Genomic DNA, 21,662 nt, shown 5'->3' with positions numbered 1-21,662 from the left:
TCATGTACGGATTCCGGCCCGCCAGCAGGCGTGAAGCCGGCAGGATAACTGGAGGCAATGGTGGTGGAAGCGGAAGTTTCGGCGGTGGCCCGGGCACAGGGCATGGCCTTGCAAAACATGCGCGTCGTTATGCGCGCGGCGCAGCGGCACTCGGCGCAGATCGAGAAGCAATGCGGCGTGTCTGGCGCGCAATTGTGGGTGATGCAGGAATTGCTGGAGCGCCCAGGCCTGCGCATGGGCGAGCTGGCCAGCAAGATGTCCATCCACCAGACGACGGCCAGCAACCTGGTCGACGCGTTGGTGAAAAAAGCCTATGTGCGCAAGGCGCGCGACCAGCCCGACCAGCGCGTGGTCACGCTCACCCTGACGGCGGAGGGCCAGGCCGTGATCGCCAGCGCGCCGCAGCCGGCGCGCGGCTTGCTGCCCAGCGCGCTGGCCCAGCTGGACCCCGACAGCCTGGCGCACCTGAACCAGGGCTTGAACGCCTTGCTGGCCGTGGTCGCCCCAGACGACCGCCAGGCGGGCATGCAGCCGTTTCCGTTTACGATGTAGTATCCCGGCCAGCCTGCAACTGCAGCGGTAACCGTTGCAGCTGCAGCTGCGCCAGCGCCCCGTACAGCGGTTCGCTGAGGACGCGCGAGACGGTGCTGGCCACCACGGCGCAGGCCATCAGGCTCAGCACCATGCCGTGGCCGTCGACCATTTCCATGACAATGATAAACGCCGTCAGCGGCGCCTGCGTGGCGGCGGCCAGGAAACCCACCATGCCCAGCGCGATCAGCGCGGGCGCGTGCGGGTAGTGCAGCAGCACGGCGATATCGTGGCCGATGCCGGCGCCGATGGCCAGCGACGGTGCGAAGATGCCGGCCGGCACGCCCGACCACACGGTCAGCCATGTCGCCACATACTTGAAAGCAACAAAGGCGGGCGAGGCATCGCTGGAACCTTCCAGCATGGCGCGCGTGGCCACGGTACCGCTGCCGAACGTGGCGCCATGGCTGGCGATGCCGATGGCCGCCACCAGCAAACCGCAGACGGCGGCGAACAGCACGGGCCTGCCCTTTCTCCACGCGGATAATTTCCCCAGCGGGTTGCCGCGGGCGGAGGCCAGCAGTAGCCGGGCGAACAGGCCGCCCGCCACGCCGGCCACCAAGGTGACCAGTAAACCTGGCAGGGCCAGCGCCAGGCCGATGGGGCCAGGGTGGATGATGCCGAAGTGGGTGGCGTTGCCGTGGATGGACACGGCCATCATGCCGGCCAGCACGATGCCAGCGACGATCAGGCCGCTGTTGCGCTGCTCGGGCGAACGCGACAATTCTTCGATGGCAAACATGACGCCAGCCAGCGGCGTATTGAAGGCGGCCGCGATGCCGGCCGCGCCACCGGCCACCAGCAGCGAATGGGCGCTGACCTGCGAGTGGCGCGGCAGCCAGCGGCGCGCGGCCAGCATCACGCCGGCGGCGATCTGCACGGACGGCCCTTCGCGCCCCAGCGACAAGCCACCCAGCAAGCCGCCCGCCGTCAGGACGATTTTTGCTGCGCTGAGTTTCAGGGACACAAACAGCGAGCGCTGCTCCGGCGGCACGGCCGGGTCCAGCGTGGCCATCACTTGCGGGATGCCGGAGCCGGCCGCGCCCATCGCATAGCGTCGCGTCAGCCAGACCAGCAGGGCGGCGCAAACGGGTGTCCACAGCAGGGCGAACCACCAGGCCTTGCCGTTAAAAAAGAGAAACAGGTCCAGTGCTTCCTCCGCCAGCCACGTAAAGCCGACGACGACGAGGCCCGCGATGGCGGCCATGCCGACGACGACGGCGCGCGACCACCACAGGCGCGGGTTGGCAAATTCATGCTTGAAGGCAGAGGGGATGTCGTGCAAGTGCTTCATTGCGGCAAGTCCAGGAAGGGGCGCGCAGGGCGTCGGGAAGACTTGCCATTATAAAGATATATTTGTCCGAATGTTTTTCCTCTGCCTTATTTGTGGGCAATTGACGACAACAGCTGCGCCTCGACCAGGAAATCGACGAGCGCCCGCACTTTCGGCGCCAGGTGCGGTCCTGACGGCCACAGCAGCCAGCAACTGTGGGCTGGATGGTCGGCGATCGCGTAGTCCCTCAGCACCTCGATGAGGCTGCCGTCATCGAGTGCCGGGCGCACATGAAAGTCGGGCAGCCAGGCGATGCCCAGGCCTTGCCGGGCAAAGTGCAGCCGCGCTTCCACATTGTTGCAGATCATGGACAAAGGCAAGTCCGGCGCAGCCTCGCCATCGTCCTGGCGCAAGCGCCACTGCTCCACCTTGCCGCTGTGGCGGAAGCGGTAGTGCAGGCAAGCATGTTGTTGCAGCTCAAGGGGATGCTGCGGCGTGCCGTGGCGCGCCAGGTAGGCGGGGGAGGCCACGAGGCAGGAGCGGAACTGGCCCAGCTTGCGCGCGGCCAGGCGCGAATCGCGCGGTGCGCCGATGCGGATGACGGCGTCGAAGCCGTCGCCGACGACCTCGGCCAGCGCGTCGGAAAAGTCCAGCTCCAGCGCGATGGCGGGGTGCTGCGCGGCAAAATCGGCCAGCGCGGGCAGGAATACGCCGCCCAGTTCCGGCAAGCCCAGGCGCAGGCGTCCCCGCGGCGCGCGCGCTCCCGCCAGTTCCTCCTGCGCCGCCTGCATTTCCGCCAGGATGCGTTCGCTGCGGGTCAAAAACAGCTGGCCCTCGGCCGTCAGGCTCAGCCGGCGCGTGCTGCGCTGGAACAGGCGCGCGCCCAGCCGCTGCTCGAGCCGGGCCAGGCTCTTGCTGACGGCCGACGGCGAAATGCCGGCCTGGCGCGCGGCGGCGACAAAGCTGCCCGCCTGGGCCAGTTGCACGAACAGGGCCACGCCGGAGAGATTATCTGTTTCCTGGTTTTGCATGATTCATGACAGTTTGGTCAGTAGTGAAACGCATTGAAGCATATTTTTCTTTGTTGCGTGGCCGCTTACCATGGGCTTTTATTTGCAAGGGGAGGCAATGAAGACGATCGGTTTCAACAAGGGCAGCGGCGTGGGCGACGAGGATGGCCTGTTCGACGTGGAGGGGGCGATGCCCGTGCCCGGCCCGCGCGACGTGCTGGTGCGGGTGCGCGCCGTGGGCGTCAACCCGCTCGACACCAAGGTGCGCGCCGGGCTGGTCACAGTGCCGGACAACGTTGTCAGCCTGGGCTGGGATGCGGCCGGCACCGTGCATGCGGTGGGCAGCGACGTGACCCTGTTCGCGGCGGGGCAAGCCGTGTATTACGCGGGCTCCTTCGACCGCGCGGGCGCCAATGCCGAGTATCACCTGGTCGACGAGCGCATCGCGGGGGCCATGCCGGCGTCGCTGGACTTTGCGCAGGCGGCCAGCGTGCCATTGGCGGCGCTGACGGCGTGGCAATTGCTGTTCGAGCGTTTTGCCATCGCGCCCGGCGACGTGCAGCCGCGGGGCAGCCTGCTGGTGCTGGGCGGCGCGGGCGGCGTCGGTTCCATGCTGATCCAGTTGGCGCGCCGGTTGACGGGTTTTATCGTGATCGCCACGGCGTCGCGCGGCGACAGCATGGCGTGGTGCCGCGCCATGGGCGCCCATCACGTGATCGACCACACGCTGCCGCTGGCGGCGCAGGTGGCGGCCTTGAACGTGGCGCCTGTGCGCCACATCGCCGCCCTGTCGCACACGGCCCAGCATGTCGCGGCGCTGGTGGAGCTGATCGCGCCGCACGGCAAGCTGGCCGTCATCGACGACCACGATGTTTTCGACGCGGCGCCGCTGAAGGGCAAGAGTGTCTCGCTGCACTGGGAAATGGTGTTTACGCGGCCGTTGTTTGCTACCGACGATATGCTGGAGCAGCACCGCATTTTGCAGCGCGTGGCGCGGCTGCTGGACGACGGCGTGCTGCGCCACACGGTGCGGCAGCGCCTGTCGCCCATGGATGCGGCCACCGTGTTGCGCGCGCATGCGCTGCTGCAGCGGGGCGGGCAGCCGGGGAAAATCGTCGTCAGCGATTGAATCTGGCTTACACGAACAGCTCGTGCCGCGCGCTCTGGCTGATGGCGATGGTGGCGGGGTGGCTCAGGCGCCGTTCCGTGGTGATCGCGTAGACTTGCTCGACCAGGCTGTCGACCCGCCCCAGCGCCACCACGGCGTACTGTTCACACACCTGGGGCGCGATCACGGTGGGCGCAAAGAACAGGCCGGCGCCGGACTGGCCGAAGGCCTTCATCATGGCGCTGTCGTCGAACTCGCCCACGATGCGCGGGTGCAGATGATTGTCGCCCAGCCATTGCAGCAAGCGCCCGTAGATGGCGAAGTCTTCGCCTGGCAGCAGCAGCGGCGCGCCGTCGAGGCATAGCGGAAAGTCCCCCGTCAGGGTGGCGGCCAGCGCTGGCGTGCCGAACAGGGTCATGCCGCTTTCGCCCAGTAAATGGTTAAAGCCGCGCACGCTCAAATGGGCGGGCATGGGGCGGTCCGCCATGATCAGGTCCAGCCGGTGCACCGCCAGGTCCGCCAGCAGGCTGGCCAGCCGTCCTTCGCGGCAAATGATGCGCAGCGGCTCGGCCAGGCCCAGCGCGGGTGCGACCAGGCGGCAAGCGATCAGTTTCGACACGGAATCGGCGCAGCCCACGCGAAACGTCGTCGTCGCCGTGCGCGACTGGTCGCGCACGATTTCCAGCAGTTCATCGCCCGTGTTGAAAATGCTTTCGGCATGGCTGAGGATGCGCCTGCCCGTGTCCGTCAATTCCAGCTGGCGCCCGCTGCGGCGGAACAATTCCACGCCCAGGGTGTCGGCAAACTCGCTCAGCTGGCCGGAGATCGATTGCGGCGTCAGGTGCAGCTGTTCGGCCGCGCGCGCGATGCTGCCCGTCTTGGCCACCATCCAGAAATAGCGCAAGTGCTTGAAGTTGAGTGTCGACATGCTTTTCCCTGAAGCGAATACATCGAATTTTTCGATGTATTCGTAAATTATATTCGATTTGTTCGATGTTTATATTCAGACTATGATGGCTGCTCAATTCATGCAAGGAGAGTGCCATGGGCATCAGGATACAAACAGACAGTTGCGGAGGCCACCGATGAACGGCCTGGAGAGTATTGCAACGGCACCCATGTGGGCCGGCTTCATCGCCTTTGTTCTGGTGATGCTGGCGCTGGACTTGTTCGTCTTCGGCGGCAACAAGGCGCACAAGGTCAGCATCAAGGAAGCGGCGACGTGGTCGCTGGTGTGGGTCAGCCTGGCCCTGCTGTTCAACGGTGGCCTGTGGTGGTATCTGAACGGCACGGCCGGACCCGAGATCGCCAACCAGAAGGCGCTGGAGTTTTTCTCCGGCTACCTGATCGAGAAAGCGCTGTCGGTCGATAACGTGTTCGTCTTCCTGCTGATCTTCAGCGCCTTCCAGGTGCCGATCCAGTACCAGCGCCGGGTGTTGATTTATGGCGTGCTGGGCGCGATCGTCATGCGTGCCGTGATGATCATGGCCGGCGCATGGGTGGTAAGCGAGTTCAGCTGGGTGCTGTACCTGTTTGGCGCGTTCCTGTTGATTACCGGCATGCGCATGCTGGTGGCGGCCGATGCAGAGCCGGATGTGGCGAACAATCCCGTGCTGCGCTTTGCCCGCCGCCACTTGCGGGTAGCGGACGGCGACCATGGCGAGCGTTTCTTCGTGGCAAAGGGCGGTTTGCGTTACGTCACGCCGCTGTTCCTGGTGCTGATCCTGATCGAGGTGACGGACCTGGTCTTCGCGGTCGATTCGATCCCGGCGATTTTCGCCATCACGACGGACCCGTTCATCGTCTTCACGTCGAACCTGTTCGCCATCATGGGATTGCGTGCCCTGTACTTCCTGCTGGTGGATGTGGCTGACCGCTTCCACATGCTCAAGTATGGCCTGGCGATGGTGCTGGTGTTCATCGGCGCCAAGATGCTGATCATGCCGTGGTACCACGTGCCGGTGGAAGCTTCGTTGCTGGTGGTGGCAGTGCTGATCGTATCGAGTTGCGTGGCGAGCGTGTTCATCACCCGCAGCGACAAAAAGTAAATGCAGTACGGCGCGCCCCGCATGGCGGTGGCGCGCTCTTTATTTAATTAACTGAGAAAGTAGAAAATCATGCGTACTTATGAAGCGAACAGTCCCCAGGCAGCGGGACGTATTCTGGCCCTGATGATGGTAGTCGATGGCAACCTGGCCAGCGCCGAGCTGCAAGCGATGCACCGCAGCAAGATCCTCGAACATATCGACCTGGCGCCGGCCGCTTTTCAGCAGTTGCTGCAAGACTTGTGCGACGACATGCTGACCTCGACCGTGCATGGCGCGGTGCAACTGGCCAATGGCGTGATCGACAGCCTGCTCGATGAAATCGATGATCCCGACTTGCGCCGCAAACTGCTGCAAGCCATGTGGAAGATTGCCGATGCGGACGACTGGCTGGCCGATGGCGAAGCCGTATTGCTGGCCCGCGCCAGCGCCGTGTGGTCGGCGGAAACAAACTTCCGCGCGCATGCTGCCTGATGCACGTCAAGCCGTTTTGTGCCCCATGGCAATGACGGCGGCGCCGGCCAGGGCCAGGCCCACGCCCGTCACATCCGTCCAGGCGGGCGTGATGCCGTCCACCAGCCACAGCCACCCCAGCGCCGTGGCGATATAGATGGCGCCATACGTGGCATACACCCGGCCGCTGGCGGCCGGATGCAAGGTCAGCAGCCACACGAAGATCAAGAGGCTGATGGCGGCCGGCAACAGCAGCCAGGCGCTGCCCTTGTTGCTCAGCCACAGCATGGGCAGGTAGCAGCCCAGCAGTTCGGCCACGGCCGTGACGGTAAATAGCCCGAAAGTGCGGGCAAGACTGGTCCATTCGATGGCGTCGTTCATTGCATTCCTGTGAGTAATCTTGCCGCCATTGTAGCCTCCGGGCGGCCACGTCCCTGCTATGATCGGGTTCGGATACCCGAGGAGAACACCATGACGACCACCCCAGCGCCGCGCGCCTTGCTGCAAGCCATGTTCCAGGCCGCCATCGAAGCGGCCCAGCCATCGCACTGCATCCCGCCCCATCTGCCGCCCGCGCCCGAGGGACGGCTGATCGTCATCGGCGCCGGCAAGGCGTCGGCCGCCATGGCGCAAGCCGTGGAACAGCATTGGCCTGGTCCCCTGTCCGGACTGGTGGTGACGCGCTACGGTTACGCCGTGCCGTGTGTGCGCATCGAGATCGTGGAAGCGTCGCACCCCGTGCCGGATGCGGCCGGCATGCAGGCCGCGCAGCGCATGCTCGACCTGGTGGGGAATTTGCAGGCGGACGACACGGTGCTGTGTTTGATTTCGGGCGGCGGCTCGTCGCTGCTGGCCTTGCCGCTGGACGGCATCAGCCTGGAAGACAAGCAAGCCTTGAACCGCGCGCTGCTGGCCTCGGGCGCTACCATCGGCGAAATGAATTGCGTGCGCCGCCATTTGTCGGCCATCAAGGGCGGGCGTCTGGCGGCCGCTTGCCATCCGGCGCAAGTCATCACTTTGGCCATTTCCGACGTGCCCGGCGACAAGCTGGGCGATATCGCTTCCGGTCCCACGGTAGGCGACGCCACCACCTGCGAGGACGCGCTGGCCATCGTGCGCCGCTACGGCATCGACTTGCCGAACAGCTTGCGCGCGGTGCTGGAAAGCGGGCGCGGCGAATCCGTGAAACCCGACGATCCGCGTCTGGCGCGCACGCGCACGACCCTGGTCGCCACGCCGCAGATGGCGCTGGAAGCGGCGGCAGCCGTGGCGCGCGCGGCCGGTATCACACCGTGTATATTAGGCGACAGCCTGGAAGGGGAGGCGCGCGACGTGGGGAAAGTCATGGCCGGCATCGCGCTGCAAACGGCCATGCGGGGCCAGCCGTTTCCCGCCCCGTGCGTGCTGCTGTCGGGCGGCGAAACGACGGTCACCGTGCGCGGCAATGGCCGCGGCGGCCGCAATGTGGAATTTTTGCTGGCGCTGGGCATCGCGCTGGACGGGCAGGAAGGCATCCACGCGCTGGCCGGCGACACGGATGGCGTCGACGGCCAGGAAGACATCGCCGGCGCGCTTCTGGCGCCGGACACCCTGCAGCGCGCCTGGGCGCTGGGCATCAAGCCGCGCGAGAGCCTCGACAACAACGATGGCCACGGCTTCTTCCAGGCGCTGGGAGATAGCGTGATCACTGGCCCGACATTGACCAACGTCAATGATTTCCGGGCCATCCTGATTACCTGATTAATTAAAATTTTCCAGCACGATCTTGCCCTTGGCGGTATTGCTTTCCAATAAGGCATGCGCGCGTTTCAAATTCGCCGCATTGATCGTGCCGAAGCGCTCGGCCAGGGTGGTCTTGATGGTGCCCGCATCCACCAGCTGCGCCAGTTCTTCCAGCAGTTCATGCTGTTTGACCATGTCGGCCGTCTGGAACAGCGAACGGGTAAACATCAGTTCCCAGTGCAAGGACACGCTCTTGCCCTTGAACTTGCGCACGTCGATGTGCTCGGGGTCGTCGATCAGGGCGAACTTGCCTTGCGGCGCGATCAGTTCCACGATTTGCTCGAAATGCTTGTCGGTCTGGTTCAGGCTGATCACGTAATCGACGGGCGGCAAGCCCAGGCGCGTGATTTCCCCCGCCAGCGGCAAGCTGTGGTCGATCACGTGGTGGGCACCCAGTTCCCTGACCCAGTCAGCCGTTTCCGCGCGCGAGGCCGTGCCGATGATGGTGACGCCCGTCAATTGACGCGCCAACTGCACCAGCACGGAGCCGACGCCGCCGGCCGCGCCGATCACCAGCAGGGACTTGCCTGTCAGACTCTTGTCGCGGCTGAGCTGCAGGCGGTCGAACAGCAATTCCCAGGCGGTAATCGCCGTCAAGGGCAGGGCGGCGGCGGGGGCAAAGTCCAGGCTGGCGGGCATGTGGCCGACGATGCGCTCGTCGACCAGCTGGAATTCGCTGTTGCTGCCGGGGCGGTTGATGGCGCCCGCGTACCAGACCTTGTCGCCCACCTGGAACAGCGTCACGTCGGGGCCGACGGCCGTGACGACGCCAGCCGCATCCCAGCCCAGCACTTCCGGCTGGCCCTCTTTCGGCGCGCGGTTCTTGCGCACCTTGGCGTCGACGGGGTTGACGGAGATGGCCTTGACGGCGACGAGCAGGTCGCGCCCCGTGGCGACGGGCATTGGCAGCTCGATGTCGAGCAGGGCGGCTGCATCCGTGATGGGCAGGCTGTGGTGGTAGGCGATGGCTTTCATGCTAATCCTTGGGCTAGAGTGGGAAGGCGATGACGTATGATGGTTGCTTTCGCGTCCGGGAAAAAGAGGGCGCGTACCGAAACACTTTCAAAGGAATGCTGAAAATTGCTGCGACTCGATGACTTGCAGGTGTTTGTCCGCACGGCCGACCGGGGCAGCCTGTCGGCGGCCGCGCGCGAGATCGGCATTTCGCCCGCGCTGGCCAGCGCCGCCGTCAAGCGCCTGGAAGGGGAGCTGGGCTTGCGCCTGCTGACCCGCACAACGCGTTCACTGAGCCTGACGCCGGAAGGCACGCAATACCTGGAACACGCGCGCGAAGCCTTGCGCCTGCTGCGCGCGGGCCACGACGCGCTGTTGGCCGGTAAGGGCAGTTTCGGCGGAACCTTGAAAATTGCCATGCCGTCCGACCTGGGTCGCAACCTGATGCTGGGCTGGCTGGACGAATTCCAGTCGCGCCACCCGAAGCTGCAGTACCAGCTCAGCGTCAGCGACCGGGTGGCCGACATGGTGCGCCAGCAAGTCGATATTGCCCTGCGTTACGGCCAGCAGGACGATTCGTCCATGGTCGCCATGCCCATCGCCCCCGCCAACGACCGGGTGCTGGTGGCTTCGCCCGCTTATCTGCGTGAATACGGCCCCCTGCTGGCGCTGGAAGACTTGTCGCAGCGCAATTGCCTGCGCTTCGCGCTGGAAGATGGCATGCATGACCGCTGGACCTTTTACCGCCTGCCCCAGCGCGAGCAAGTCACCGTGCAAGTGAGTGGCAACCGCAGTGCAGACGATGCCGACCTCGTGCGCCGCTGGGCCGTGGCGGGACTGGGCATCGCCTATAAATCGCGGCTAGACGTTGCCGGCGACGTGGCGGCCGGCCGCCTGGAGGTGCTGCTGCCCGAGGTGGCGGGCGAGGCCACGCCCTTGCAGCTGGTGTGCATGCACCGGGCCCAGGTGACGCCGCTGGTGCTGCAGCTGCGCGATTTCCTGCGCGACAAGTGTGCGGAATGATGAAAATGGCAGCATTGATTACAACTCGTTGCAAATGGCAATCATGCGCGGGTCAACCTGGGCGTACCCTCAGGCATTCTGCATGAAACCGCTTGAAGGATAGCCATGAGCCCGAACCGACTGTTGCCGACGACCTTGATGTGCCTGCTGTTGCTGGCCGGCTGTGCCGCGACGGCACCGCCGGCCGCGCAGCATGCCGCCGCCGCGCCCGACAATGCCGCGCAAGGCATCGCCATGCTGGAACGGGTCAGCTGGGGCGTGAATGGGGGCAGCGTGCGCCAGTTGCAGGCGCAAGGCTGGAACGCTTACCTGCAGGCGCAGTTGCACCCAGGAAAAACGACCTTGCCGCCTGCCGTGCAGGCGCAGATCGACGCCATGACGATCAGCCAGGTGCCGCTGGATCAATTGGTGATGTCGATGGAGCAAAAGCGCAAGGAGTCGGCCGCCGTCATGGACGACATGGCGAAGCAGCAGGCGCAAAAGGATTACCAGCAGGAACTCAACCGCCTGGCGCGCGAGGCGGCCACGCGTTCCCTGTTGCTGGACGTGTATTCGCCGAACCAGCTGCAGCAACAGCTGAGCTGGTTCTGGCTCAACCATTTCAGCGTGCACCAGGGCAAGCACAACTTGCGCGCCATGGTGGGCGATTACGAGGCGAACGCCATCGCGCCGCATGCCCTGGGGAAATTTCGCGACTTGCTGGGTGCGACCGTCCACCATCCGGCCATGTTGCGCTATCTGGACAATGAAGCCAACGCCGTCAAGCGCATCAATGAAAACTATGCGCGCGAGCTGATGGAGCTGCACACGCTGGGCGTCAACGGCGGCTACAGCCAGACGGACGTGCAGGAACTGGCGCGCATCCTGACGGGCGTGGGCGTTAATCTGGGACCCGACACGCCGAAAGTCAAACCGGCGCTGCAATCGCAATACGTGCGCCGGGGCTTGTTCGAGTTCAACCCGAACCGCCACGATTACGGCGACAAGCAATTCCTCGGGCAAACGGTGAAGGGCAGGGGGCTGGCCGAACTCGACGAAGCGCTGGACCGCCTCAGCCGCAGTCCCGCCACCGCGCACTTTATCAGTGCCAAGCTGGCCCAGTATTTCGTGGGCGACAATCCGCCAGAGCCGCTGGTGGCGCGCATGGCCACCACCTTCCAGCACAGCGACGGCATGATCGCCGATGTGCTGCAGACCATGTTCAACAGTCCCGAATTCAGGCAGTCGCTGGGCAAGAAATTCAAGGACCCCATGCATTATGTGGTGTCGGCCGTGCGCCTCAGCTATGACGACAAGCCCATCCTGAACGCGGGGCCCATGCTGAACTGGCTTTCGCGCATGGGCCAGCCCCTGTACGGACGCCAGACGCCAGATGGCTATCCGCTGACGGATGCCTCCTGGGCCAGCCCCGGCCAGATGACGACGCGTTTCGATATCGCCCGCACCATCGGTTCGGGCAGCGCCGGCCTGTTCAAGACGGATGGCCCGCAGCCGCAGGAAAAGGTCGCGTTTCCCCAGCTGGCCAGCGCCCTGTACTACCAGTCGCTGCAGCCGACCTTGAGCCCGGCCACGCGCCAGGCCCTGGAGCAAGCCGCTTCACCGCAGGAGTGGAACACCTTCTTGCTTTCGTCACCCGAAATGATGCACCGCTAAGTTGAAACCGGAGGATTGCCATGCACCGTCGTGACCTGTTGAAAGCCCTGGCCGCCGCGCCCCTGTTGTCGCATGCAGGCAGCTTGCTGGCCGCACCGGCCACGAATGCCAGGCTGCTGTTCGTCTTCTTGCGCGGAGGCTATGACGCCAACAACCTGCTGGTGCCGCTCGGCAGCGATTTTTACTATGCATCGCGGCCGAATATCGCCATCGCGAAACCCGGTGCGGACAACGGCGCGCTGGCTTTGACCGCCGACTGGGCCTTGCATCCGGCCTTGCGCGAGACCATCTACCCCATGTTCAACGGCGGCGAGGCGGCCTTCATCCCGTTTGCTGGCACGACGGATTTGACGCGCAGCCATTTCGAGACGCAGGACAGCATCGAGCTGGGGCAGGAACTGGGCGGCCGGCGCGATTTTCGCTCGGGTTTTTTGAACCGGCTGGCGCAAAGTCTCAATAGCAACAATCACGCGATTTCCTTCACCGACCAGCTGCCCCTCATCTTCCAGGGCGGCGTGCAAGTGCCGAACATGGGGCTGCGCTCGGTGGGCAAGTCGGGTATCGATGCGCGTCAAAGCCAGCTCATCGCCGCCATGTACAAGGGCACGCCCCTGCAGCAACCCGTCAGCGCGGGCTTTGCCGTGCGCGACGATGTGACGAAGGAATTGACGGGGGAGATGCAGGCGGCCAACCGCAACGCCATCAGTACCAAGGGTTTTGAACTGGAAGCGCAGCGCATCGCCCGCTTGATGAAGGACAAATACAATATCGGCTTCGTCGACGTGGGCGGCTGGGATACCCACGTGGGGCAGGGCGGCGCCAACGGCTATCTGGCGGGGCGCTTCGATGAACTGGGGCGTGGCCTGGCCGCGTTTTCGCAGGAGATGGGCAGCGCATGGCGCAATACCGTCGTGGTGGTGGTCAGCGAATTTGGCCGCACCTTCCGCGAAAACGGCAACCGCGGCACGGACCACGGCCACGGCAGCGTGTTCTGGGTGCTGGGCGGCGGGATCAAGGGCAAGCAGGTGGCGGGCGAGCAGGTGGCGATTTCACAGGCGAACCTGTTCCAGAACCGCGACATGCCCGTGCTGAATGAATACCGCGCTGTGCTGGGCGGCTTGCTGCGCCGCACCTTCGGCTTGACGCCCGCGCAACTCGATCATGTGTTTGCCGGCGTCAAACCGGTGGAGCTGGGACTCGTGTAAATCAGCGAACCTCCGTGTTACGCTACGCCTGCGCAACTGGCGCGTAGCCTAGCACCTATCAAAACCTACTGCGCGTCGTAATTTGCGGCCTGCGATGCTCACTGTACCTTCGTACAGTTGCGCTTCTCAGCCACAACTTCCTTCCGCTCGCTACGGTTTTGTTAGGCGCTATAAGCCCGTACACCTTTACAGTGTGCCGGGCACGAATGGAGTGGTATGACCGATACCCAGCGCGACATCGTCAGCGCAGGCTTTTCCCTGGCCCTGATCGCCGTGACGGCCTTCGTCATGCAGCGTTTCTTTTTGCCGCTCGTGTGGGCCGGCATCCTGTGCGTGGCCACCTGGCCCTTGTACCTGCGCGTGCGCGCGGCGCTGGGCCAGCGCACCATCATCGCGGCAGCCGTGCTGACCCTGGCGTTCGCCTGCATCTTCATCATCCCTGTGCTGTTCGGCGTGGCGCAGGCGGCGCGCGAAGTGCCCGTGCTGGCCAATTTCGTCGTCCATGCGAATACCGAGGGCTTGCCCGTGCCGGACTGGGTGGCGCATATTCCGCTGGCCGGCAGCGCCATCGGCGACTGGTGGCTAGCCACCCTGAGCCAGCCCCATGGTCTGGGTCACTTCTTTGCGGGCAGCGCCGTAGGCGGCTTTCATTCCGCGCGCGACATCCTGAAAATCCTTGGCGCGGACGTGTTTCACCGCCTGGTCGACTTCGGCCTGGCCTTTTTGTGCCTGTTTTTCTTTTACAAGGATGGTGAAGCGCTGACGCGCCAGATCACGGTCGTCGGCAGCCATTTCCTGCGCCCCGAACGGTGGGGCCGCTATGCGCAAAAGATCCCGACCGCCATCCGCGCGACAGTCAACGGCCTGGTACTGGTGGGTCTGGCCGAAGGCGTGCTGATCGGTATCGCCTACGCCATCGCCGGCTTGCCGTCGCCGGCCCTGTGGGCGTTCGCCACCGGCATCCTGGCCATCATCCCGTTTGGCGCACCACTCGCTTACCTGTGCGCCGCCGCCTTGCTGGTCTTCCAGGGCAATGTGGGCGCCGCCATCGGCGTGGCCGTGTGGGGCACCGTGGTGCTGTTCGTGGCCGATCACTTCGTGCGTCCCGGCATGATCGGCAACGCCACCCGCTTGCCCTTCCTGGCCGTGTTGTTCGGCATTCTGGGCGGCGTGGAAACCCTGGGCCTCGTGGGTCTGTTCATCGGCCCCGTCGTGATGGTGCTGTTCGTCACGCTGTGGTACGAAGCGAATGTGTCTGACAAGGTGCTGCCAGTGCAAACACCTGCCAGCCCGGCCGCACCGGAACGCACACAGTAATGAGGGGTCGGCCAGCGTTGCCGCTGGCCGGTACTGGGCGTTCCCGGCGTGGCCGGGCGGAACACCTGGACCGCTACGCGGTTAAGGTGGACTTAATGCGCTTTAGATAAGATTAAAAGCCAACGGCGCATCAGCAGCACTTCAACATAGCCCGGCTCGATGCCCGTACCGCACTCGATCAGGGGATTGACGGTGTAGTAGCGCTTGCGGAAGTCGCGGCAGACGAGGATTTCGCGCTTGCCCATGCGGACGAGGAAAGAGCTTGGGGCGTATTCCAGGCCGAACCGTGAGCCAAAACCGCTATTCAATGTTGCCATGACAATTCCTTTGAGGGAGATGTGTTGAACGAGTCATCAGAATAGCATAACTACTGTATGAAAACACAGCTACTGTATGAATAAACAGTATTTTTTTATGGGTGTGGTTTTTTTGATCATCACCAGGAACATGAAAGAGGGATGAGTTTGCAAGAAAAAAATGACATGGGAATGACCACGGGCTGGGCCACAAAACTGCGCCGTTTCGTCGAGGCGCGCCTGTCACCCGAGGGCGAGCTGGGCCTGCACATGACGGTGGGCGTGGCGCTGATGCTGGTGGCCATCGTGGTGTTCCACGAGATTGCCGAAGCCGTGATGGGCATGGCCCAGATCACGGTGATCGACCTGCAGGTGGCGCAGTGGTTCAACCAGCATGCCGTGCCGTGGATCACCAGCTGCCTGCTGGTCGTCACGCACCTGCACGGCGTGATCGGCGCCATCACCCTGGCGACCCTGCTGGGCTGGTATCTGCACCGCAAGGGCGCCACCTACTGGCTGTTTACCCTGGTCATTACCATGCCGGGCGTCATGTTTTTGAACCTGCTGCTAAAGTACATTTTTGTCCGTGCGCGGCCCAGTTTTGATGAACCGCTATTGCAGACGGCCCTCAGCACGTACAGCTTTCCGAGTGGTCATACGGCCACCTCGACGGCCCTGTACGGCTTGCTGGCCGCCTACCTGATTTGCCAGACGGCGCCCGGTGCCTGGGGCAAGCGCATCGCCATCGCGCTGGGCGCCTTCCTGATGGCGTCACTCGTGGGTTTCAGCCGCATTTACCTGGGCGCGCATTACCTGAGCGATGTGCTGGCGGCCATGGCGGAAAGCTATGGCTGGCTGGCCATCTGCATCGCCGGCGTGTCGACCCTGCGCCGCCGCCGGCATATCCGGCAAACCACATAAGGGGAATGATCCTGAGTAAGATTGCAGTCATCATCAACGGGGGCGCAGGCTGCGGCTATGCGCCCGACTGGGCGCAGCAGCTGGAAGCACAGTTTCTGGCCGTGGGCCTCGACGCCGCCATCACCCTGGCGCAAAGCGGCGCCGAGATGATCGCCACCGCCGAGCAGGCCTTGCGCGATGGCGCGCCCATCGTCGTGGCCGGTGGTGGCGACGGCACCATCAATGCCGTCGCCTCCGTCGTTGTCGGTAGCGGCACGCCGTTTGGCGTCTTGCCGTTGGGCACCTTGAACCATTTCGCCAAGGATTTGAATATTCCTTTGGCGCTCGATGCGGCCATCGCCAATGTGGCGCACGGCGTGCGGCACCAGGTCGACGTGGGCGAAGTGAATGGCCGCATTTTCCTGAACAATTCCAGCCTGGGTTTATATCCCGATATCGTGCGCGACCGCGAAAAGCAACAGCGCCGGCTGGGACGGGGCAAGTGGCTGGCCTTCAGCTGGGCGCTGGTGGCGGCCTTGCGCCGCTATCCCTTTCTCAGCGTGCAATTGAAACTCAAGGACGCCGTGCATGCGCGTCGCACGCCTTTCGTCTTCATCGGCAATAATGAATACCTGATGGAAGGCTTGAATATCGGCGAGCGCGAGCGGCTCGATGGCGGCCAGCTGAGCTTGTACGTGGCGCAGCGCCCGGGCCGCCTGGGCTTGCTGAAACTGGCCTTGCACGCGCTGTTCGGCAAACTGTCGCAAGCCAAGGATTTCGATATGCTGACGGCCAATGACCTGGAAATCGCCACGAAACACCGCCGCCTGCGCGTGGCCACCGATGGCGAAGTGACCATCATGAATACGCCGCTGCGCTACCGCATCCGTCCCGCCGCGCTGGAGGTGATCGTGCCCGCACCGGCGCCAGCCCAGGAGTAGGCTATGCGTACCCTCGTGCATTTATCCGATTTGCATTTTGGCAGGGTCGATCCTGCGCTGCTGGCGCCCCTGCGCGCGCTGGTCGAGCGCCTTGAACCGGACGTCGTCGTCGTTTCCGGCGACCTCACGCAGCGCGCCCGCAGCGCTCAATTCCAGCAGGCGCGGGCTTTTCTCGACAGCTTGCCGGGGCCGCAGGTCGTGGTGCCAGGCAACCATGACGTGCCCCTGTATAACGTCTTTTCCCGCTTCCTGACGCCGCTGGTGAAATACCGGCGCCATGTGACGGACGATTTGTATCCCGAATACGTGGACGAGGAAATCGCCGTGCTGGGCATCAACACGGCCCGCTCCCTGACGTTCAAGGATGGCCGCATCAGCCACGAGCAGATCGATGTCCTGCGTGAACGCCTGGGCCGTTTGCCGCCCGGTTTGACGCGCATCATCGTCACGCACCATCCCTTTGACTTGCCCGAGCACTTCGACAAGGATGACCTGGTCGACCGCGCGCCGCTGGCGCTGCAAATGTTTTCCGAATGTGGCGTGGACCTGTTGCTGGCCGGCCATTTGCACGCCAGCCATGCAGGCGACACCTCGGCGCGCTACAAGATCGACGGCTACGCTGCCCTGATGGTGCAGGCGGGCACGGCCACGTCAACGCGGGGCAGGGGCGAGTCGAACTCGTTCAATGTCATCCGTATCGAAGACAGCGGTATCAGAGTCGAGCGCTACAGCTGGAATGAAGACAGTGCCGACTTTGAAAAGGTCAGCACGGAAGCGTTTGCACGCCAGGGCGGCGTGTGGGCCAGCTTGCGGCCGTTGTAGTGGGAGTAAAGGGGATATTGACAGACGAATAGCGCTGTATTTACAGGTTTGATCGGCAAATGATCAGCAGGCGGAGTCGTTATAATCGCGATAATATATTGTTTTGGAGAAATATATGCTAATCGACTCAAAAATGACCACTGCATCATCCGTCTCCCCGCGCGTGGCAGATACGCTTTCCCGCCCTGAAAACAAGTCCTTTGCCGCAGTATTTGCTTCGGTAACGGAGTCGGCGGCAACTTCAGCCGGGAATGCCAACAGGCAAGGCGCTGTGGCCGATGACGCCACTGGCGCCATCTACCGCAAGCGGCTGGTCGATAGCGCCAAGGCCGACCCGGCAGAAGCGGAAAAACTGCTCGCTATCAATACGGCACCGGATAACGGTGCATTTCCCCTGATCGATATTTCGAACTGGCCTACAGTGCGCTATTCCGTTTCTGGCGAACTGCAGACACCGGAGTCCGAAGCCTATTTCGCTGGCGTCGCCGCGTCGGCATCGAAGGCGCGCGTGGAGCTGCTGCAGCAGGAACGTGCGAAAGGGACACCTCCGGCAGAGATACTGGACAAGGTGCTGGCCTTGAATAGCGCCTTGTCTCCGCGATATAAAGCCATGGCGAATATCGGGTATTGAGCGCGCGGCGGGCGGCCGTTACAGCCAGTAATTCATGAAGCGCGCCGCCCACTCCTTCATGCGGTCCGAGATGGGCCGCGTTTCCCATTTCGCCCTGGTGATCTCTTCCGAGTCGCGCAAGTCTTCCTGGAAGGCGTTTTCCATTTCACGGCCGAAACTGTCGCCCAGTACGATCACGTTCAGTTCACTGTTATGCAGGAAGCTGCGCATGTCGATGTTGGTCGAGCCTACCGTTGACCAGGCGCCGTCGATGACGGCCGTCTTGGCGTGCAGCACGGCCAGTTTCAAGTGGAAGATGCGGATGCCGCCGGCCAGCAGCTTGTCGTACAGCGCGTGTCCCGCATGGAACACCAGGCCGCTGTCGGACACGCCGGGCAGCACCACGGTGACATCCACGCCCCGCATGGCGGCCGCCACCAGCGCGTCGACCGTCTGCTGGTCGGGCACGAAATAGGCGGAGGTGATGTGGATGGATTTTTTTGCTTCCTGGATGGCTAAAATATACGCCTTGTAGATTTCAAAGCCGCCGTCCGGTTCGCTGGCCACCACGCGCACCAGCTTGTCGCCCACTTCGGACAGCACGGGGAAATAATTGGCGTCCGGCAAGTCGGCCTGGTCCTGCTGGGCCCAGGTGCGGATGAACAGCCACTGGAAGGCGGCCACGGCCGGACCTTCCACTTTCACGTGGGTATCGCGCCAGCCCACGTCCTTCTTGTCGGTGGCTTTCGATTTCGAGCGGAACAGCGAGCTTTTCGCATAGGTATCGCTGATGTTGACGCCGCCCGTAAACGCCATCTTGCCGTCGACGATCAGCACCTTGCGGTGGTCGCGGTTGTTGATCTTCCAGTCGTCGCCCTTGAGCTTGGCGGGATTGACGGGATTGAAGGCCACCAGGCGCACGCCGGCCGCGCGCATGCGCTCGAAAAACGCCTGTGGCACGCCGAGCGTGCCCACGCTGTCATAGATGACGTTGACCGTCACGCCCGCTTGCTGCTTTTCGATGAGCATGTCGGCAAATTTCAGGCCCAGCGGGTCCTGGTCGAAGATATACGTTTCCAGGTTGATGCTGTTCTTCGCCTCGCTGATGGCCTGGAACATGGCGGCCATCGTTTGCGGGCCGTCAAACAGCAGGGTGACCTTGTTGCCCTTGATTAAAGGCACGCCCGTGGCCGCCTCTTCCAGCGCGGCCTGGGTTTTCAAGTCCATGCCGGACTTGGCCCAGCGCTTGTTGAGCAGGGCGGCGCGGCTATTGACGTTCAGCAAGGCGCCCTTGCCCGTGATCACATTGGGCCTGGCCACGGGGGCCAAGGTGGTGTTGAGGTTCTTGACATTGGGCAGCGAGGCGCATGCAGCCAGAGTCCAGCACAGCAGTAGGGCGGTGAGGCAGGATTGCATGCGCCTGGGGGTCATTTTTGAGCCTTGGTCGTGGGTGACAGGTTTGCCGAGTCGTCAAGCAGTGCCAGGGGTGGCGGGTTTTTCGAACCGAAGAAGAAGACGATGGGCGAGCGCAGGAAGCGCTTGCCCAGAATCTTCAACAATTGCATGCCGTGCTTGAAGCGCACCTGGCGCGAACGCAGGGCTACCCACAGGGCCAGGCCGAAGCTGACCAGCAGGTTGGCCGTGCCGATGGCGAAGATGCCCGACAGCGACTTGACGGCCAGCTGCCAGCTCATGTTGTGGTCCAGACCCACCAGCGCCGTGGCAAAGTTGGCGGCCGAAAAGGTGATGTGGCGGATATCGATGGGCAAGCCGATCAGGAAACCCAGGGTGCCGATGGAGCCCAGCAGGATACCGAAATAGAAGTTACCCATCAGGCCGCCCAGGTTATTTTCCAGGTACAAGCCCAGCCGTTGCAAACGCTCCTGGCCGATCACGCGGCCCAGGCCGCGCAATTGCGCGATGCGCTGCGCCCAGCGCGTGTACAGCGCCTGGTTGTCATAGTAGCCGGAAATCAGGCCGGCCACGAACAGGCACACGCCGGCAATCATGGCGTAAAAGATGGCGGGGCTGCCGATGGGGTCGATATCGTGCAGCAAGTGCATGGCTTTTTCCGGTGATACCAGGTGGTGGCCCGTGATCGCCTTGTAGCCGAGCGCGATCAGCCAGGCCGTGGGGATGGCCGTGGCCAGGTTACCCAGCACGGCCATGTTTTGCGTACGAAAGACCTTGTTGATCAGTTCCGCCATGCTGTCGAGGTCGATATTTCGCCCATCCTTGCTGTGCAGGCCGGCGGCGATGCGCGAGGCCGTCATGGCTGGCTGCTTGGTGGCCACCGTGAAGTGCAACAAATGGATGAACATGAAGCCGATCGAGTAATTCATGCTGAACATGAAGGCTTCGACCAGCGGCGCCGAGCGCAAATACGACATCAATATCTTGAACAGCGCCATGAAGCCGATGATCACGCCCGCGCCGGCCGACGAGAGGAACATGGCGCCCATCTCGCGCCGGTTTTCCGCGATGTAGTGCTCGCCCGTACGGCTGGCGTTTTCCGTCACATTGCGCGCCAGCAAGTTGATATTGTCGGAAAACAGGTCGCTGACCTTGTACTTGTGGTTATGCGCGCGTATCAGTTCCAGCGCCAGCCCCACGGCGCCCGCGCGGCGGCGGCTGACCGGTTGCGGGTGCAGCAAGTCTTGCGTGGCGTCCACCGTGATGGCGGCGATATCCACGTTGCTCGATGCGGGCAGCTCGCCGCTCGTGTCGACCAGGAACAGCAGCTTGCGCAGGCGGTCGATGCTTTGCGCCAGCGCCACCAATAAATAGGTGAGGGGAATGCTGGTGCCCTGGTACAGGGCCTTCTTGCGGATCTTGGCGATGACGGCATCGCACTGGTCCAGCATCACCAGCAGGTGGCGCGCGTCCTCGATGTGCTCGATATTGCCGTGCAGCAGATTCGAGTAGGCGTCCAGGTAGGCGTTCACTTCCGTGTTCTGCACCATGAATGGCGACTGGAACACTTCGATTTCACTGTGAAAGCGTGTCAGCTCCGGTTCCAGGCCCATGGCGCAGACGCGGTAGGACAGGGTGCGGATGGCGTCGAGTATGCCGGGCAGCATGATATTGCCATCGCCGACGGCCAGTTCGATGTCGTCGCTGGTAAGCACGTCGAACAGTTCCAGCCAGTCCGTGGCGGGCACGTTGCTGATCCACAAATAATCGGTCTTCAGGTACAGCACCTGGTCGAGCGCGTCGTTCAGGTACTCGTCGCCCAGGGCGGGCGGCAGCATGCGGTAGGCGATGCGGCGTTTCAATTCGGTGAAAAAACCGCTGTTCGACAGCACGCCGATGTCCGTGTACAGGCTGGCGTGGCGGCGCGCGGCCAGCACGCGCAGCACGTATTCGTGCAGGGCGCGCGCTTGCGCGGGGTTACCTTTGAGAAGCTGGCGCAGGGTGCGCACGTTGGCGATCGCGGTAGCGCTGTCTTGCGGGCGCTTGGGACGCAGTGAGTTGAATAATTCCACCAGCAAGTCGATATTGCTGGAGTTCGGGTCAATGCGTTCGAGGATAGCTAGCATGCAGAAAAAACGGGCGAGCCGCTGTCGGTAAAACCAGTAGTGTACCGCCTGCGTCAAATCGCGCAACGTTCGCCACCGAACGTTGCGTTACGGCAGGGTCTGCTTTTAACGCCGCTTTGCCGCGGATTGCCACAATCATG

21 protein-coding genes are annotated in these 21,662 nt (G+C 63.4%); 13 read left to right on the top strand and 8 right to left on the bottom strand.

What is annotated here, in order from left to right:
* Window positions 1-117 precede the first annotated feature (117 nt).
* The gene (locus O0882_RS21145) at window positions 118-552 is read left to right on the top strand and encodes a MarR family winged helix-turn-helix transcriptional regulator (protein WP_289951170.1); all 435 of its coding nucleotides are present in this window, start codon (window positions 118-120) and stop codon (window positions 550-552) included.
* Here the strand turns inward: O0882_RS21145 and O0882_RS21140 are convergent.
* On the bottom strand, window positions 542-1,885 hold the full coding sequence (locus tag O0882_RS21140) for a chloride channel protein (protein ID WP_289951168.1): 1,344 nt from the start codon (window positions 1,883-1,885) through the stop codon (window positions 542-544). The genes O0882_RS21145 and O0882_RS21140 overlap by 11 nt on opposite strands.
* Before the next feature lie 86 nt (window positions 1,886-1,971).
* A complete protein-coding gene (locus tag O0882_RS21135) occupies window positions 1,972-2,895 on the bottom strand; it encodes a LysR family transcriptional regulator (RefSeq protein ID WP_289951166.1) in 924 nt (307 codons plus the stop codon).
* Window positions 2,896-2,992: 97 nt separating this feature from the next.
* Between O0882_RS21135 and O0882_RS21130 the strand changes: the two genes are divergently transcribed.
* A complete protein-coding gene (locus tag O0882_RS21130; protein ID WP_289951164.1) occupies window positions 2,993-4,003 on the top strand; it encodes a zinc-binding alcohol dehydrogenase family protein in 1,011 nt (336 codons plus the stop codon).
* A 7-nt stretch (window positions 4,004-4,010) separates the two neighbouring features.
* Here O0882_RS21130 and nhaR read toward each other — a convergent pair whose 3' ends face one another.
* Window positions 4,011-4,910: a transcriptional activator NhaR gene (gene nhaR / locus O0882_RS21125; protein ID WP_289951162.1), complete on the bottom strand. Its 900-nt coding sequence runs from the start codon at window positions 4,908-4,910 to the stop codon at window positions 4,011-4,013.
* A gap of 157 nt (window positions 4,911-5,067) precedes the next feature.
* Between nhaR and O0882_RS21120 the strand changes: the two genes are divergently transcribed.
* Window positions 5,068-6,030: a TerC family protein gene (locus tag O0882_RS21120; RefSeq protein ID WP_289951161.1), complete on the top strand. Its 963-nt coding sequence runs from the start codon at window positions 5,068-5,070 to the stop codon at window positions 6,028-6,030.
* A gap of 69 nt (window positions 6,031-6,099) precedes the next feature.
* Complete coding sequence (locus tag O0882_RS21115; protein ID WP_071078666.1) at window positions 6,100-6,501, top strand: TerB family tellurite resistance protein; 402 nt, start codon at window positions 6,100-6,102, stop codon at window positions 6,499-6,501.
* Between the two features lie 6 nt (window positions 6,502-6,507).
* Here O0882_RS21115 and O0882_RS21110 read toward each other — a convergent pair whose 3' ends face one another.
* Window positions 6,508-6,861 (bottom strand): YnfA family protein, encoded by a 354-nt coding sequence (locus tag O0882_RS21110; protein ID WP_289951155.1) that lies wholly within the window; start codon window positions 6,859-6,861, stop codon window positions 6,508-6,510.
* 90 nt (window positions 6,862-6,951) lie between these two features.
* Here O0882_RS21110 and O0882_RS21105 point away from each other — a divergent pair, with 90 nt between their 5' ends.
* Window positions 6,952-8,220 carry a glycerate kinase gene (locus O0882_RS21105; protein ID WP_289951154.1) on the top strand — a complete coding sequence of 423 codons (1,269 nt, stop codon included), beginning with the start codon at window positions 6,952-6,954 and terminating at the stop codon, window positions 8,218-8,220.
* Here the strand turns inward: O0882_RS21105 and O0882_RS21100 are convergent, their stop codons facing one another.
* The gene (locus O0882_RS21100; RefSeq protein ID WP_289951151.1) at window positions 8,221-9,237 is read right to left on the bottom strand and encodes a zinc-binding alcohol dehydrogenase family protein; all 1,017 of its coding nucleotides are present in this window, start codon (window positions 9,235-9,237) and stop codon (window positions 8,221-8,223) included.
* 105 nt (window positions 9,238-9,342) lie between these two features.
* Between O0882_RS21100 and O0882_RS21095 the strand changes: the two genes are divergently transcribed.
* The 4 genes from O0882_RS21095 (at window position 9,343) to O0882_RS21080 (ending at window position 14,414) form a co-directional block, all read left to right on the top strand.
* Window positions 9,343-10,239 (top strand): LysR family transcriptional regulator, encoded by an 897-nt coding sequence (locus O0882_RS21095; RefSeq protein WP_289951149.1) that lies wholly within the window; start codon window positions 9,343-9,345, stop codon window positions 10,237-10,239.
* 105 nt (window positions 10,240-10,344) lie between these two features.
* The gene (locus tag O0882_RS21090) at window positions 10,345-11,892 is read left to right on the top strand and encodes a DUF1800 domain-containing protein (protein WP_289951147.1); all 1,548 of its coding nucleotides are present in this window, start codon (window positions 10,345-10,347) and stop codon (window positions 11,890-11,892) included.
* A 20-nt stretch (window positions 11,893-11,912) separates the two neighbouring features.
* Complete coding sequence (locus O0882_RS21085; protein ID WP_289951145.1) at window positions 11,913-13,097, top strand: DUF1501 domain-containing protein; 1,185 nt, start codon at window positions 11,913-11,915, stop codon at window positions 13,095-13,097.
* A 216-nt stretch (window positions 13,098-13,313) separates the two neighbouring features.
* Complete coding sequence (locus O0882_RS21080; protein WP_289951143.1) at window positions 13,314-14,414, top strand: AI-2E family transporter; 1,101 nt, start codon at window positions 13,314-13,316, stop codon at window positions 14,412-14,414.
* Window positions 14,415-14,506: 92 nt separating this feature from the next.
* Here the strand turns inward: O0882_RS21080 and O0882_RS21075 are convergent, their stop codons facing one another.
* Window positions 14,507-14,731, bottom strand: a complete 225-nt coding sequence (locus O0882_RS21075; protein ID WP_010396348.1) for a hypothetical protein — start codon at window positions 14,729-14,731, stop codon at window positions 14,507-14,509.
* A 165-nt stretch (window positions 14,732-14,896) separates the two neighbouring features.
* Here O0882_RS21075 and O0882_RS21070 point away from each other — a divergent pair, with 165 nt between their 5' ends.
* The 4 genes from O0882_RS21070 to O0882_RS21055 all read left to right on the top strand — a co-directional run bounded on the left by O0882_RS21070 (window position 14,897) and on the right by O0882_RS21055 (window position 18,004).
* Window positions 14,897-15,631, top strand: coding sequence for a phosphatase PAP2 family protein (locus O0882_RS21070; protein WP_289951141.1), 735 nt, complete (start codon window positions 14,897-14,899; stop codon window positions 15,629-15,631).
* A 5-nt stretch (window positions 15,632-15,636) separates the two neighbouring features.
* Window positions 15,637-16,551: a diacylglycerol kinase family protein gene (locus O0882_RS21065; RefSeq protein WP_289951139.1), complete on the top strand. Its 915-nt coding sequence runs from the start codon at window positions 15,637-15,639 to the stop codon at window positions 16,549-16,551.
* A gap of 3 nt (window positions 16,552-16,554) precedes the next feature.
* Window positions 16,555-17,373: a metallophosphoesterase family protein gene (locus tag O0882_RS21060; RefSeq protein WP_289951137.1), complete on the top strand. Its 819-nt coding sequence runs from the start codon at window positions 16,555-16,557 to the stop codon at window positions 17,371-17,373.
* 115 nt (window positions 17,374-17,488) lie between these two features.
* Window positions 17,489-18,004, top strand: a complete 516-nt coding sequence (locus O0882_RS21055; RefSeq protein ID WP_289951135.1) for a hypothetical protein — start codon at window positions 17,489-17,491, stop codon at window positions 18,002-18,004.
* A gap of 18 nt (window positions 18,005-18,022) precedes the next feature.
* On the opposite strand, the gene cls is transcribed toward O0882_RS21055, so the two are convergent.
* Together cls and O0882_RS21045 are read right to left on the bottom strand one after the other, a co-directional pair.
* Window positions 18,023-19,414: a cardiolipin synthase gene (gene cls / locus O0882_RS21050; protein ID WP_289951133.1), complete on the bottom strand. Its 1,392-nt coding sequence runs from the start codon at window positions 19,412-19,414 to the stop codon at window positions 18,023-18,025.
* The gene (locus O0882_RS21045) at window positions 19,411-21,522 is read right to left on the bottom strand and encodes a site-specific recombinase (RefSeq protein ID WP_289951131.1); all 2,112 of its coding nucleotides are present in this window, start codon (window positions 21,520-21,522) and stop codon (window positions 19,411-19,413) included. Before O0882_RS21045 ends, cls begins: the two co-directional genes overlap by 4 nt.
* Window positions 21,523-21,662 lie beyond the last annotated feature (140 nt).

Origin of the sequence: Janthinobacterium sp. SUN073 (assembly GCF_030397665.1) — a bacterium.
In the GTDB taxonomy this organism is placed as follows: Bacteria; Pseudomonadota; Gammaproteobacteria; order Burkholderiales; family Burkholderiaceae_D; genus Janthinobacterium.
The sequence above is the reverse complement of the archived record's forward strand: the minus strand, read 5'-3'. Positions and strand labels throughout refer to the sequence as shown.